Consider the following 13,233-nt stretch of genomic DNA (forward strand, 5'->3'; position numbering starts at 1 on the left):
TTACAGGAATTATTTCAATACATCTGCCTGTTTCTGTACTCGGCTCGCCCAATATCCTGCCAGCATGGCGCCTGAGAGATTATGCCAAATTGAGAAAATCGCGCTGGGGACGGCGGAGAGTGGGCTAAAAAACTTGATACACAGAGCAGTTGCGAGACCAGAGTTTTGCAGCCCCACCTCAATCGAAATGGTTTTACACACGGTGTGGTTAAAGCCGAGCAAGCGACAGCAGATATACCCCAATGAAAGTCCCAAACCATTATGTAGAAACACCGCGAGTAAAATCACAGGCCCTACCTGCGTAAATTGGCCCGCATTTAAGGCCACAATAATGCTGATGGCCAGCACTATCGCCACGATGGAAATGATGGGTAATGCGGGGGCAAGTTTAGCCACCTGCGGTTTAAAGAAATGATTCAATACCACACCCACAGTCACAGGGATAAGCACGATTTTAACGAGGCTGACTAGCATATCCATTAAAGGAATGGCGACCATCTCGCCGATTAATAGCTGGATAATCAACGGGGTGAGCACCACACCCACTAAGGTGGATAGCGCCGTCATAGTGATAGATAAGGCGACATCGCCCTTGGCCAAATAGCAGATCACGTTCGATGCCGTGCCGCCCGCCACGCTCCCCACCAGCACCATGCCTATGGTCAATTCCCGATTGAGCCCTAACAGCAAACTAATAGCTAAGGCACTTAAGGGCATTAGGGTAAATTGCAAGATTAAACCTGTGATAACGGCGCGTTTCTGCTTAAATGCATTGGCAAAATCCTGCAAATCTAAGGTCAATCCCATGGATAACATAATCACCACCAGCAACGGCACTATGCTGGTTTTCAATCCGCTAAACCAAGCTGGCATCAAATACGCCGTACCCGCCCCGAGTAAGGCAAATAGCGGAAAAAAGCGGTTGATATTAACCAATGGGAATCCTCCAAGATTTCAGGCGATTTGAGGAAATTAAGCAATGTCCGCTGGGATAATGACAGCCTGACTCCCTCAGCACAAGCCAAAGCGTCCACAAGTAAGAACCTCAACTTTTAATCATTTCAGCCTTTCGATTGAGCTCTTAAGTTAATCGCTCAAATTCAATAACAAAGAGCCAAAAACCTCAGTAAATATGCATCTATGTTTACTAAAACATGATCTGCTTAACAAAAAGCCCGTGATTTCCTTGTTAGGAAACCGTAACTTATAACCAGTTCACGTTTTATTTACTCCATACGAGGTAGTCTAATTGCGCTAGGTGGTCGTGAATTACCTAAAGCAATTTTGGTGTTTACGGTTAGCACTCTCAGATAGGAATCGTTATGTCTTCAGTTATTCAAACGCTCAGCGGCGCGATCGCAACGCCTTATCAAGCGAATATTACCGTCCCTAACTGGATGCTCAGCTCGATGGAACGAGTCATGCAGTATTATGTCGATAAGAATCTTCGCCTTGATACACTCTCCGCCGACATCATGCCCGCTCCGGTCGAAGGTAAAAAGTACATGCTTTATGCCCATGTGCCCTTCTGCCATACCTTGTGTTCTTACTGCACCTTCCATCGTTTTATGTTTAAGGAAGACAAGGCGCGCGCTTACTTTATCTCCCTACGTAAAGAGATGGAGATGGTCAAAGCCTTAGGCTATGACTTTGAATCTATGTACATTGGCGGCGGTACCACCACGGTATTAGAAGACGAACTGGCTCGTACCATAGAACACGCCAAAACCTTATTCCCTAGTATTAAAGAAGTCTCCTGCGAGTCCGATCCGCAGCATTTAGACAGCCCTGGCTTTAAGCAACTCAAGGGCTTAGTGGATCGCATGTCCATCGGCGTACAAAGCTTTAACGATGACATTTTAAAAATGACCGACCGCCTCGAAAAATTCGGCACAGGTCAGCAAACCTTCGACAAGATCATGGCGGCTAAAGAGCTGTTCCCCATTATCAACGTCGACCTGATTTTTGGCTTCCGCGGCCAAACCGATGAAGTGATCCAGCACGACTTAGACATGGCCTCACGCCTCGACCCAAGACAGATCACCACCTATCCACTGATGATTACGCACCAAACGCGTAAGAGTGTTAAAGGTAAACTGGCCGCACCACAGGCGGATATGGCCAACCAATATCGCCAGATCTTAAACAGCTTAAATGGTCAATATAATCAGTTGTCTGCATGGGCCTTTGGTAAGGCGAATGACGAAGGCTTCGACGAATATGTAATCGACTACGATGAGTATTTAGGGGTTGGTTCAGGCTCATTTAGCTTTTTGAATGACACTTTATACGTTAACACCTTCTCGCTACGTAAATACCAAGAGCGGATCGCCGCTGGCAAGATGGGCGTCGAGCAACAGAAGAACTACAGCAAAAAAGATGTGATGCAATATCGCTTTCTGCTGGGGATGTTCTCCGGTCGCCTATCGCGTAAATATTTCCGCGAAACCTTTGGCGTTAACTTAGACACAGCCCTGTTTAAGGAAATGACCTCGATGAAGCTGATTGGCGCCATCAAGAACGACCCCACCGATCCCGATAATCTGATCATCACAGATAACGGAAAGATGATGGGCCTGTTAATGATGAAAGAGTTCTACGCTGGCATGGATAACGTGCGCGCGCAATTGCGTAAACCGCTCAAACCCTGCGATATGTAAGCAAGAGTAAAACCACTAAAGGCCCTTTATGGGCCTTTTTGTTAAGGTGATTTCGCGCTACTCTTGCCTCGGTTTATTCGCATTCGTGACCAACCCAGTAATAAAGGAGTATTCGTTATGGGTTTTACTGATCAAGAAAAACAAGCACTACTCGCCGTTAAGGGCGTTGGCCCGACTGTCATTAAACGCTTTGAAGAAATCGGTATTAGCTCACTTGCGCAGTTGGCCGAACATGAGGTCGAGGATATCGCCAACCTCGTCGCTAGCATGTTACGCACCACTTGCTGGAAAAACAGCCCGCAAGCACGCAATGCTATTGCCGCAGCCATCGAACTTGCCCGCCATCAATAATCTTTTGATTTCCAATTCGTTGAGATATTTATGCCATCTTATTTACGCATCTTAGCTTGCACTCTAACCGCGTTGTTATTTAGCACATCGGTTTTTGCCAACGACAGCAGTTTTGGTGATGCCAATGGTTCAATCACCCTTAAATATCAGCCGCATATCAGTATGGACAAAGAGTCACTCTTTATCAGCGAGGCCGAAATCAGGGTCGATTATGTGTTTACCAACACCAGTTCGCAGGATCTTATCGTCCCCATCGCCTTCCCTATGCCGCCGATGTTTTTTGGCTCCGCCGATCACAGCAGCATCGATAACTTCACCCTAAAAGTGAATGGCAAAACCCAGCCAACCGAGCACAGGCTCGTCGCCCAACTTGCCGATAAAACCGATATTTCTGCCGAGCTTAAAAAACTCGGCTGGGGTGTAGAGGAAGTCGCCTATTTTGCCGAATATAGCAAAGTCCCCAAGGGCAAACCTGCGCTCCCCAGTCAATGGTTGGATGAGGACCAACAAATCGCCTTTACCCTAAGTGATTACTTTGTGTGGCAGCAAACCTTCCCTGCGGGCCAATCTGTCTCCATCAGCCACAGTTACACGCCGAGCCTCTCAACAGGCATCCCCGATACTGCCAATAGTATTATCGATACTTACACTGAACTTGCCTGTTTAGATGAAAGCGCTAAGCAAGGCATTCGAAAGCGAAACCTTATCGTTAAACAAGACGGCGAAGATGTTGAATATGGCGTGGAATGGAATCACCTTAGCTATATTTTGGTCACGGCCAATAACTGGCAAGGGGCGATTAAGGACTTCAAACTGACGCTGAAAAAATCCCAGCCCACAGATCTCATTAGCCTGTGTTTTGATGGCGAGCTTAAAAAAACCGATCCACTCACCTTTGAATTCCAACAAAAACAGTTCACGCCAAAACAAGATCTCAGCATCCTGTTTATTCGTAAACCGAATATTGAATAATCAAAAAAGAAGCCAGCTAGGTGCTGGCTTCTTTATAAATCACTGTTTTTAAATTTAAAAACTATATGTCATACCTAACCAGTAACGACGGCCATCTTCGATGTAGCCATATTCTTCTTGGGTGATTTCCTTATCGAAAGCGTTATAAATACCCGCGCTGAACTTAATGCTGTCGTTAACGCGATAGTTGGCCCCTAAATCTAACAGCGTATAGGAAGGCGCAATCAAACTGCTTGAAGAAGGCCCAGTGGTTGGTTGGCTCTCTTCGCCACGGTAGTTAACTCGCAGCCAAGTGCTTAACTTATCTATCGGCTCATAGTTAACCGACAATTGCACCAGATGTTTAGGCAATTGATTCAATGGACTACCTTTATATGCGCCCGTTTTTTGCTCTGAATCCGTGTAAGTGTAGTTACCCGTTAGGGCTAAGTTACTCAAGATTTTATAGTCGATACTCAGCTCAACCCCTTGGGTGACCGCCTCATCGATATTCACATAAGTGGTGGGATTAGCGCCAAACTGGTTTGGCCCATCGGTACATTGAGTCGCAGGGCAAGCGACACGGGTGATCTTGTCCTCAAACTCGTTATAGAACACGCCAGCACTGGTGGTAATGGAATCGGTGAGATCGGTGTAAATGCCTAACTCATAGTTCACTGAGGTTTCGGGTTGTAAATCCGGGTTACCGTACATATTGCCGCCTCGGCTCACCTGCCCCCAATCGGGCACAGTTTGCCTCAGGCTCGGCGCCCTAAAGCCCGTCGACACACCGCCTTTTAAGGTAGTGTGCTCAGTCAGCCCCCAGACGCCGTAAATCCGTGGGCTGAGGTGGTCGCCAAAGTTTTCATCATCGTCTAAACGCAGGCCTAAGGTTAAGGCAAAATTATCGACGATACGCCATTCATCCTCTGAGAACACAGACCATTGTCGGCGACTAATATCGGTTAAGTCACTGACCTGATTGCCAGTTTCATCGGTGAGATCTTGATAATTGAAAGCAGCACCAAAGGTTGCCGTATGGCTTTCACCTAAGGTGGCGATCACACTGGTTTGAGCATCGGTATTCTTGATTTTCATCTTGCGGGACTTGTTATCGTACACTTCGTGCTTGATATAAGTATCCGATGTGCCAAAGTCCCAACGTCCGGTATGAGATAGCGAAATCGTGCTGTTTTCATACTCGGTTGTCGACGATGCAGGGCAACCACTGCGGCCACAACTGGCCCCCGGCGCTAATGGCGCAACGGTTTTCCCTAAGGTGCTATCCAACTCTTGGTTGGCGATACCGACTTCCAACATGATGTCATGGTCTTGATTCGGCGTGAGGGCAAATCTGGCGGTGAGATTATCCGCATCACGGCCTCGGTAACCACCGTGGATATTATCTTCTTCACGCTGGGTATATTGGCCGTATAACTGCACGCCGAGCAGATCTTTAATCAAGCCACCGTTCACAAAAAAGTTGCCCTGATACACATTGCCCGAGGCTGACTTCTCCTGCAACGTGGTGTCGAGGCGCAATTCCCCCTGCCACTCATTGGGTACTTTACGGGTGATAATGTTGATCACCCCACCAATGGCGTCAGAGCCATAAAGCGATGACATAGGGCCACGGACAATCTCAATCCTATCGATTGCGGCGAGCGGCGGCGTCCAAGCGCCTTCAACACCAGGACCATCACTGTTGGTGCGGGTCTCGCGGGAAGACTGGCGTTTACCATCGACGAGGATCAGCGTGTACTGGCTGCCCATCCCCCGTAGACTAATGTCCCGACGGTCGGCACCGCCAGTCACCACCACGCCGGGGACTTCTAACATGGCGTCGGTTAAGTCACGGTAAAAACGTGTATCAAGATCCTCTCGGGTGATCACGCTGATAGAAGCGGGCGCGTCACGTACTTGCTGCTCAAAGCCCGATGCGGTGACGACAATTCTTTCCATCATCTTGTCTTGATCGGGTGCGGTATCCGCCAAAGCCTGAGTGGCTGGTAGCAATAATGCGGTTGATACTAGCTGTGCGAGGATCTTTTTACGACGTAACAACATAACCAACGAATCTCCCTTAACGGCCTTCTAAATGATAATAATTTTCAATACGGCAATGTATCCCTATGTTACAATCGGCTCAAGTTAGACTTTGAGTAATCACTTGTAAGAGTTGCTTAAGAATGAATAGAAATATGGTCAAGGGCATGATCGTGTTTGCCGCCATCGCGGAAAAAGGCTCGATGAGCGCTGCGGCAACACAGCTTAATCTGAGTTCATCGGCGGTGAGCCAACAAGTCGCAAAGCTTGAAATGGATATGGGAATTAGTCTGTTTCACCGTAATACCCGCCACCTGACACTCACAGAGGCGGGCACGTTATTTTATGAAAACTGCATTAAAATCATAAAAATAGTAGAAAGCGCCGAACATCAGCTGCATGCATTAAAGGGCACGCCTTCGGGGGAGCTTAAAATCGCCGCGCCAGTCGGCTTTGGCGGTGGTTTACTCAGCCAGCCATTAGCGCATTTATTGGCGGCTCACCCGCAGATCAGTCTCAATCTGCAATTGCAGGACGGCCCAATCGATATAGTTAATGAAGGAATCGATCTGGCAATTTGCATCGGCCCTCTGTCGGATTCGAACCTTATTGCTCGCCCCTTGGCAGATTGGCGTATGTTACTGTGTGTCGCCCCCAGCTATATTCCCCAGCATCAGAGCCTGCAACACCCTGACGAATTACAAGGGTTCAACCGTATTAGCCACAGCTATGCTAAGCCCGAGTTCTTAACCCATTTACAGACTCAAGAGCGAGTCGAACTCACGGCCCAGCGCATCAACGTCAACAATATGCAGACGCTTATCCAACTCACTCTCGATGGATTGGGCTATGCCGTATTGCCAGAGCCCGAGGTGCATCAATACCTTGCATCAGGCCAACTGGTAACACTTTTATCCGAATGGTCGCTACGCACCTACAGCGTTTACAGCGTGACCTCGGCGCGGGATAAACAGCCTGCCAAAGTGAAAGAAGCCATCACCGCGCTCAGTCAATATTTTAGCCAGATGGATTTTAGCCCAAGCCCAGCGTCACTGACTCAGTCCAGCGCCTGCGTGCGCACGCCAAGATTAGCCATCCCCGCCTAAGCACTCGTAGGTATGCGTTTCATTTATCAGGTGAGTTAGAGTATGCTGTTTTATCGATTTGATTAAGCAGTAGTAACGTAATGCAAGATGTGGCCTTAGTGTTAGAAGGCGGCGGCCTGAGGGCAATTTATACCGCCGGTGTGTTAGATGCCTTTTTGCAGCAACAATTGCACTTCCCCTATGTGATTGGTGTCTCGGCGGGGGCGATTTATCCCGCTTCTTATGTTTCACGCCAATTTGGCCGCAATTTAAAAATTCAGCAGCAATATCTGCGGGATAAGCGCTACATGGGGCTACGCCACTGGTTGGCCACGGGTAATTACGTCAATACCGATTTTACCTATAAGCGCATGGCCTATGAGCTACTGCCTTTTGATTTTAAAACCTTTTTAACCAGTGGAACCGAGTTTAAGGTCGGGGCATTTAATTGCCAGACAGGACAAACCGATTACTTTGGCATGGCCGATTTTCAGGAGCACGACAAATTGCTAGACGTGCTGATCGCCTCCTCTAGCCTGCCTTTTATGGCCAATCCCTATCGGATAAACCACCAAACCTACCTCGATGGCGGTATCGCCGCGCCCATTCCGGTAGCGAAGGCGCAGCAAGAGGGCTATAAGCGGCAGGTGGTGCTCCTGACTCAGGACGCAAACTATCGAAAATCGCCGATGAAGTTCAATTGGTTAGCTCGCAAGCGTTATCAAGCATATCCAGCAGTGGCCGCTGCGCTCAAAGTACGCCACCAACGTTATAACCACTCCCTCGATGAACTCGCCCAAAGTGTTGCCAGCGGCCAGTCCTTTGTGATCCGCCCTGCTGCACCACTTAATCTCTCACGACTTGACCGCAATATCGATAAAGTGACCGCCGTATATCACCAAGGACTGGCGGATGGTCAGGCGATTTTGCCCAAACTGCAAGCTTGGCTAAACACTGGGGCAGATATCAGTTAGTGAGCGAGGCACTGACTTTGTTAATAATCAGCTCCCGCAACCATTTATGGCTGAGATCGTGTTCGAAATGCTTATGCCACATCAGCAAATACGCACCGGGGATCAGTTTAATCGGCGAGGGTAAATATTTAAGATCAAACGACTTCATCACCGCTAAGGCATAACGGGAAGGAGCGCAGAGAATCAAATCGCTTTGCTCACACAGGGCCAGCGCACTCTGGAAGTCGGTCATATTCACCGCAATATCCCGTTTACGCCCTTGGATTTGCAGCACATCGTCTAACAACCAATATTCCAAGCCACCAAAGGCGACCTGTAATTGGCGATAGCTTAAAAAGGTATCGAGATTCCATTCCTGCGAAAGTGCAGGATGGTCACTGCGCATCAAACACACTATGTAATCCTGAACCAATTCAACATAATGGATATCGTCCGGAATATGGTTTACATGCATGGGCGAACGTTCATCCCATTCGCGGCAGCCAATAGCCAAGTCGATATCGCAACGCAGCAATCTGTCCATGGTATCGAGCCGCCAGGTTTGGCAATTGATGCTCACACCGGGCGCCTGCGCCAATAGCGAAGGCATAAAATGTGGAAAGGTCAGCGAATAGGTGGTTTCGACCAGATGCATTCGAAATTGTCTTTGGCTTAAGGCGGGCTCAAAACTATCGGGCCGAGTAAATTGCGCTAATTGCTGTAAGCATTGGCGTAAGTCGGGCGCCAGCGACAGCGCCTTGGGCGTCGGCTTTAGCCCGTAAGCGGTACGCTCGAATAAGGGATCATCAAACACTTCGCGCAGGCGAGTCAATTGCTTGCTCACCGCCGACTGACTCAAATGCAGCCGCGCCGCTGCGGCCGTGACACTCTGCTCCTCGAGGAGGATTTCTAGTACGGGCAGTAAGTTTAAGTCTAAGTGTTTTAGCATCTAACCCCTCGCTTTTAAGGGACTCCACCTCAATTTTTGCGGCAACTTCATCAGCAGCAGCGACAGTAAAATCACTAAAATCCCCGCCCACTGCCGCATATCTAAGGTTTCACCCACAATCAATACGCCTAATGATACGGCAACCACGGGATTGACTAAAGCCACCATCCCCATGATTTCTGGCCCTAAATTTCGCATTGACCACAACCAAGCCCAATAAGCCACCGCGGTATTGGCGGTAGCCAACCAGATTAACGAGGGAACCACATCCATATTCGGTATCTGTGGCGGCCCCGCCATAAACCAAGCCAACGGGATCAACATCAATCCCCCCAAGAGTAATTGCCAAGCGGTCAGCACTAAAAAATCGCCCACATCCCAGCGCTGCATCCAACGGGAAGAAAAGGCAATCAGAGTCGTCGCACTCAACATACACAGGACACCAATCGGGTCGAGATCCGCCGAGGGATTAAGCAATAAAATCACTCCTGCAAGGCCCATCAAACCGAGCAGTAACCACTTCATCCCCGGACGTTTTTTATCGATCAGCCAAGCGAGGATCAAAAAGATTAATGGCAAAGTCGCCCCCAGCGTACCCGCGACGGCGCCGGGTAGCCGATAGGCGCCAATAAACAGCAGCGCAAAGAAGGCGCCAATATTACAAAACGCCAGCAAGCTTAATTTAGACCATGCCAGCGTCGGCAAACGTGGGCGCAGCATCAACAGCAATATGCCCGCAGGCAGCGCGCGCCAAACCGCCACCCAGTAGGGCGACATATCCTGTAAGTAAAGACTCACCAGTGCATAGGTAGTCCCCCAAAACACTGGGGCGAGTAACGCAATCACAAAGGGCATAATGACTTCTTAAAAAGTATCTTGATATTGAGATATATTACTTTGAGAGAATAAAACAGGCAAGCGCTGAGATAAAGTTAATAGGGAGAAAAGAAAAAGGAACTAGCGTTTATGCCGCTTTAGATATGCGCACGCAGAGCTGCGCTTAAGCCTTGTTTGCCGTATAATCGGGCGTCATTTTTTACAGGCGGGCAAGCATGTTCCATATCGCACTCTATGAGCCAGAAATCGCACCCAACACGGGTAATATCATTCGCCTTTGCGCAAACAACGGCAGCCAGCTCCATCTTATTGAGCCACTAGGGTTTGATTTTGAAGAGAAAAAACTGCGTCGCGCGGGCCTAGACTATGCCGATTTAACCAATGTGACTCGCCATAAAAACTTCGATGCCTTCCTCGAAGCCATGGCAGGCAAACGCATTATGGCCTGTACCACTAAGGGAAGTCGCCCTCACACTGAACTCAGTTTTGCTAAGGATGACGTACTGTTATTTGGCCCTGAAACCCGTGGTCTACCTATGCCAATTATCGAGTCGATCCCAACCGAGCAGCGATTACGCATTCCGATGGCGGCCACCAGTCGCAGCCTCAACCTCTCCAATGCCGTGGCGATTATCAGCTACGAAGCCTGGCGTCAGCTCGGGTTTGAAGGCGCAATTTAATATTTTAAAGTTGGACACCCAATTTTGAAGTAGTGAAGTAGGACACCCAACGTTAATAGCGCGTTAGTTAACCTCCGACTATGCTTTGGTTAAGCATTGAAAAAGGAGGTTTGTATGCCGCGCTCTCGCAGAAGCCAGATAAGTCTTGAAGACACACCCTATTATCATTGCTGTAGCCGCGTGGTGCGGCGGGCATTTTTATGTGGCGATGATACCTATTCGGGGAAAAACTATGACCATCGCCGCGCTTGGGTAGAGTCATTATTGTTTGAACTTGCAGCGGTTTTTGCTATTGATGTGGCCGCGTTTGCGGTGATGTCGAATCATCTGCATGTGGTGCTGCGAGTCGATATCGAGACGGCAAATCGTTGGACAGACCGCGAAGTGCTTGAGCAGTGGCATACGTTGTTTAAAGGCGATGAATTAACGCAAAAATTCGTTAAAGGTGAGTTGGTTGAAGCTTATGAGGTCAACAGATTAAAGCATTCAATCGCCCTTTATCGTAGTCGATTATGTGATATTTCATGGTTTATGCGCTGCCTCAACGAACCGATTGCAAGACAAGCAAATCAAGAGGATAACTGCACAGGTCGTTTCTGGGAAGGGCGGTTTAAATCCCAAGCCTTACTCGATGAAGCCGCGGTATTAGCCTGTATGGCTTACGTCGATTTAAATCCCATTAGAGCACAACTCGCTGATACACCAGAACACTCCGACCATACCAGCATTCAGCTACGTATTCGGGCAGCATTAAAAGGTGAGCAGCCGAGCAATCTATTACCGTTTATTGGTCACGAGAGCGACAACCAACCCAAGGGCATTGCGTTTTCCTTAACGGATTACCTTCAATTGGTGGAAGATACCGGCCAAATTATTCGCAATGATAAACGGGGAGCCATCAGTGAAAATAGTGGTAAGTTACTGAGCAGATTAAATATCCCCCATGACAATTGGCTCAAGCTGACCACCGAGTTTGGCAAGCTATTTCATGGCCCCGTGGGAACCTTGCAAGAACTGAGCGATTACTGCGAACATCTTGAAAAGCGACGAAGGCACTTTGCGTCAAGTTGCCAGCACTTTAACAGTAACTGACAACTGCTTATATCACTTCGAAAGTAACCTTTGCAGAACATCCCCCAAGCACTATGGGATGATTGACCTCGTCTGAAATACACCATTTTTTAATGAATTAGCTCAATCTATTGCCTCAGATGTTGTCCCTGCGACTTTTGATGGCTCTTTTTTAAACAATGTTAACTTTTACAAGTTGTAGGTAAACGTAAAGTGCATTATGTTGTTGATTTAAAATGGGTGGCCAGATTTATCACTTAGTAAAGCGATGACGGCACTTTGCCGCAAGCTGTCAGCACTTTAACAGTAACTGACAACGGTTTATATCACTTCAAATGCCCCATCCAGAACACATCCCAAACACTAAGGGATGGCTTATCTCGTCTGAAATGCTCCATTTTTTAAGGGATTAGCGTAATTTATTGCCTCAGATGTTGTCCCTGCGACTGTGATGGTTTTTTTTAAACAACATTAACTTTTACAAGTTGTAGGTAAACGGAAAGTGCATTATGTTGTTGATTTAAAATGGGTGACCAGATTTATCTTCAGATTTATCAGTTGGTTAGCACTCAGCTTATCAAGCAGATAAATGCTGGTAATTCTGAAAAAGCAGCCAATGAATTTAATTTTAGGCGTTCTAACGGGAAAATTGTAGAAGGCTTGCAAAACCGAAGCAATAGACGCTATAACACCTTCAGAAACAATGACTACCGACATTGGCAAGACGCCAAGCGTTATCAAGTTGTAGTGAAAGATTTGTAGTAAGGAACATTTTATATGAAAGCAATATTAGTCCTCGTTTCCATGCTTATGATAGCGAGTTGTGGGGCCGAGGAAACGCCAAATAACATTGAACATCAGTTATCAGCTAGATTTGCAGCATCGGGAATTTCCAGTGATGCCGCGATCCATGATTTTTTCAATAAAGTCAAGGGATATATTGGTTCTGGTGATAGTGAAAAGCTTGCGAAATTGATTGCTTACCCAATAAAAGTTAGAGGGTTGGATGGAAAAGAAATTCTGCAAATAAATGATAGTAATGACTTTGTGACACATTACGATGCGATAATTACGGAAAGGGTTAAGCACACTGTTATTTGCTCTACATTCGACGAGTTAAGTGCAACATATAAAGGAGTCATGATAGGAGATGGGGCAGTCTGGTTCACTAACGTAAAATATAATGACGAGGATCCTTGGGTAATGCTGATAACCCGTATCAATAACAGCCATAAAGATAAACAGCTGTGGTTTAAATCAGCGGAGTGCAAGTAAACCGTCCGTGCCGCGTAACTCCGATAAAAGTCATGGTGCTTTTGTCAATCAGCCCCATATCCCTGGGGCTTTTTCTTGCCTGAAACCGGGCAGTTCGACCAGCAGCCTGGGCAGCGTTTGCCGGTAGAAGTGATCAGTGCTTGCCAGCAGGGCGGGCAGTTTGGGGCAGCGCCGCCAGGTGGTGGCACTGGCCAAGAAAAGAGAGGACAGCCATATCTTTTTGTGTTTTTCAGCACCTTCACCTAGGCTTTAAATTATCCTGATTTTGTCTGTGTGGAGTTTGCTATGACTTCGGCCAGAAGACAGCTAATTGATGCTAATGCAACGCCCTTCTATCATGTGATAAATCGCTGTGTCAGAAGGGCTTTTTTGTGT

At 47.6% G+C, this 13,233-nt stretch carries 14 protein-coding genes and 1 pseudogene; 11 read left to right on the forward strand and 4 right to left on the reverse strand.

Annotation, left to right across the window (positions count from 1 at the left end):
- Positions 1 to 9: 9 nt before the first annotated feature.
- On the reverse strand, positions 10 to 936 hold the full coding sequence (locus SHEWPOL2_RS13985) for a bile acid:sodium symporter family protein (RefSeq protein WP_037429195.1): 927 nt from the start codon (positions 934 to 936) through the stop codon (positions 10 to 12).
- 386 nt (positions 937 to 1,322) lie between these two features.
- Between SHEWPOL2_RS13985 and SHEWPOL2_RS13990 the strand changes: the two genes are divergently transcribed.
- The 3 genes from SHEWPOL2_RS13990 to SHEWPOL2_RS14000 all read left to right on the forward strand — a co-directional run bounded on the left by SHEWPOL2_RS13990 (position 1,323) and on the right by SHEWPOL2_RS14000 (position 3,983).
- Positions 1,323 to 2,660 carry a coproporphyrinogen III oxidase family protein gene (locus tag SHEWPOL2_RS13990; RefSeq protein WP_037429197.1) on the forward strand — a complete coding sequence of 446 codons (1,338 nt, stop codon included), beginning with the start codon at positions 1,323 to 1,325 and terminating at the stop codon, positions 2,658 to 2,660.
- A gap of 117 nt (positions 2,661 to 2,777) precedes the next feature.
- On the forward strand, positions 2,778 to 3,011 hold the full coding sequence (locus SHEWPOL2_RS13995; protein ID WP_037423496.1) for a hypothetical protein: 234 nt from the start codon (positions 2,778 to 2,780) through the stop codon (positions 3,009 to 3,011).
- Positions 3,012 to 3,041: 30 nt separating this feature from the next.
- Positions 3,042 to 3,983: a DUF4424 domain-containing protein gene (locus SHEWPOL2_RS14000; protein WP_037429199.1), complete on the forward strand. Its 942-nt coding sequence runs from the start codon at positions 3,042 to 3,044 to the stop codon at positions 3,981 to 3,983.
- 54 nt (positions 3,984 to 4,037) lie between these two features.
- Here SHEWPOL2_RS14000 and SHEWPOL2_RS14005 read toward each other — a convergent pair whose 3' ends face one another.
- On the reverse strand, positions 4,038 to 6,029 hold the full coding sequence (locus SHEWPOL2_RS14005; RefSeq protein ID WP_037429200.1) for a ligand-gated channel protein: 1,992 nt from the start codon (positions 6,027 to 6,029) through the stop codon (positions 4,038 to 4,040).
- Between the two features lie 122 nt (positions 6,030 to 6,151).
- Here SHEWPOL2_RS14005 and SHEWPOL2_RS14010 point away from each other — a divergent pair, with 122 nt between their 5' ends.
- On the forward strand, positions 6,152 to 7,114 hold the full coding sequence (locus tag SHEWPOL2_RS14010; RefSeq protein WP_037429203.1) for a LysR family transcriptional regulator: 963 nt from the start codon (positions 6,152 to 6,154) through the stop codon (positions 7,112 to 7,114).
- Positions 7,115 to 7,194: 80 nt separating this feature from the next.
- Entirely contained in the window at positions 7,195 to 8,067 is an 873-nt protein-coding gene (locus SHEWPOL2_RS14015) for a patatin family protein (RefSeq protein WP_037429205.1), read from the forward strand.
- Here SHEWPOL2_RS14015 and SHEWPOL2_RS14020 read toward each other — a convergent pair.
- Both SHEWPOL2_RS14020 and SHEWPOL2_RS14025 read right to left on the reverse strand, forming a co-directional pair.
- Entirely contained in the window at positions 8,060 to 8,995 is a 936-nt protein-coding gene (locus tag SHEWPOL2_RS14020) for a LysR family transcriptional regulator (RefSeq protein WP_037429208.1), read from the reverse strand. The genes SHEWPOL2_RS14015 and SHEWPOL2_RS14020 overlap by 8 nt on opposite strands.
- On the reverse strand, positions 8,996 to 9,850 hold the full coding sequence (locus SHEWPOL2_RS14025; RefSeq protein WP_037423508.1) for an EamA family transporter: 855 nt from the start codon (positions 9,848 to 9,850) through the stop codon (positions 8,996 to 8,998).
- 197 nt (positions 9,851 to 10,047) lie between these two features.
- Between SHEWPOL2_RS14025 and trmL the strand changes: the two genes are divergently transcribed.
- From trmL to SHEWPOL2_RS22495, 6 genes and pseudogenes are all read left to right on the forward strand, one after another.
- Positions 10,048 to 10,512 (forward strand): tRNA (uridine(34)/cytosine(34)/5-carboxymethylaminomethyluridine(34)-2'-O)-methyltransferase TrmL, encoded by a 465-nt coding sequence (gene trmL, locus SHEWPOL2_RS14030; protein WP_011624457.1) that lies wholly within the window; start codon positions 10,048 to 10,050, stop codon positions 10,510 to 10,512.
- A 114-nt stretch (positions 10,513 to 10,626) separates the two neighbouring features.
- Positions 10,627 to 11,604 carry a hypothetical protein gene (locus SHEWPOL2_RS14035; protein WP_037429210.1) on the forward strand — a complete coding sequence of 326 codons (978 nt, stop codon included), beginning with the start codon at positions 10,627 to 10,629 and terminating at the stop codon, positions 11,602 to 11,604.
- A 504-nt stretch (positions 11,605 to 12,108) separates the two neighbouring features.
- Positions 12,109 to 12,345 carry a hypothetical protein gene (locus SHEWPOL2_RS14040; RefSeq protein ID WP_037429212.1) on the forward strand — a complete coding sequence of 79 codons (237 nt, stop codon included), beginning with the start codon at positions 12,109 to 12,111 and terminating at the stop codon, positions 12,343 to 12,345.
- A gap of 15 nt (positions 12,346 to 12,360) precedes the next feature.
- A complete protein-coding gene (locus tag SHEWPOL2_RS22275; RefSeq protein WP_050991368.1) occupies positions 12,361 to 12,858 on the forward strand; it encodes a hypothetical protein in 498 nt (165 codons plus the stop codon).
- Between the two features lie 75 nt (positions 12,859 to 12,933).
- Positions 12,934 to 13,104, forward strand: a complete 171-nt coding sequence (locus SHEWPOL2_RS22925; RefSeq protein ID WP_157173873.1) for a hypothetical protein — start codon at positions 12,934 to 12,936, stop codon at positions 13,102 to 13,104.
- A gap of 39 nt (positions 13,105 to 13,143) precedes the next feature.
- Positions 13,144 to 13,233 (forward strand): annotated as a pseudogene (locus SHEWPOL2_RS22495) (transposase); the annotation flags it as partial.

Origin of the sequence: Shewanella sp. POL2 (genome assembly GCF_000282755.1) — a bacterium.
Classification (GTDB): domain Bacteria; phylum Pseudomonadota; class Gammaproteobacteria; order Enterobacterales; family Shewanellaceae; genus Shewanella; species Shewanella xiamenensis.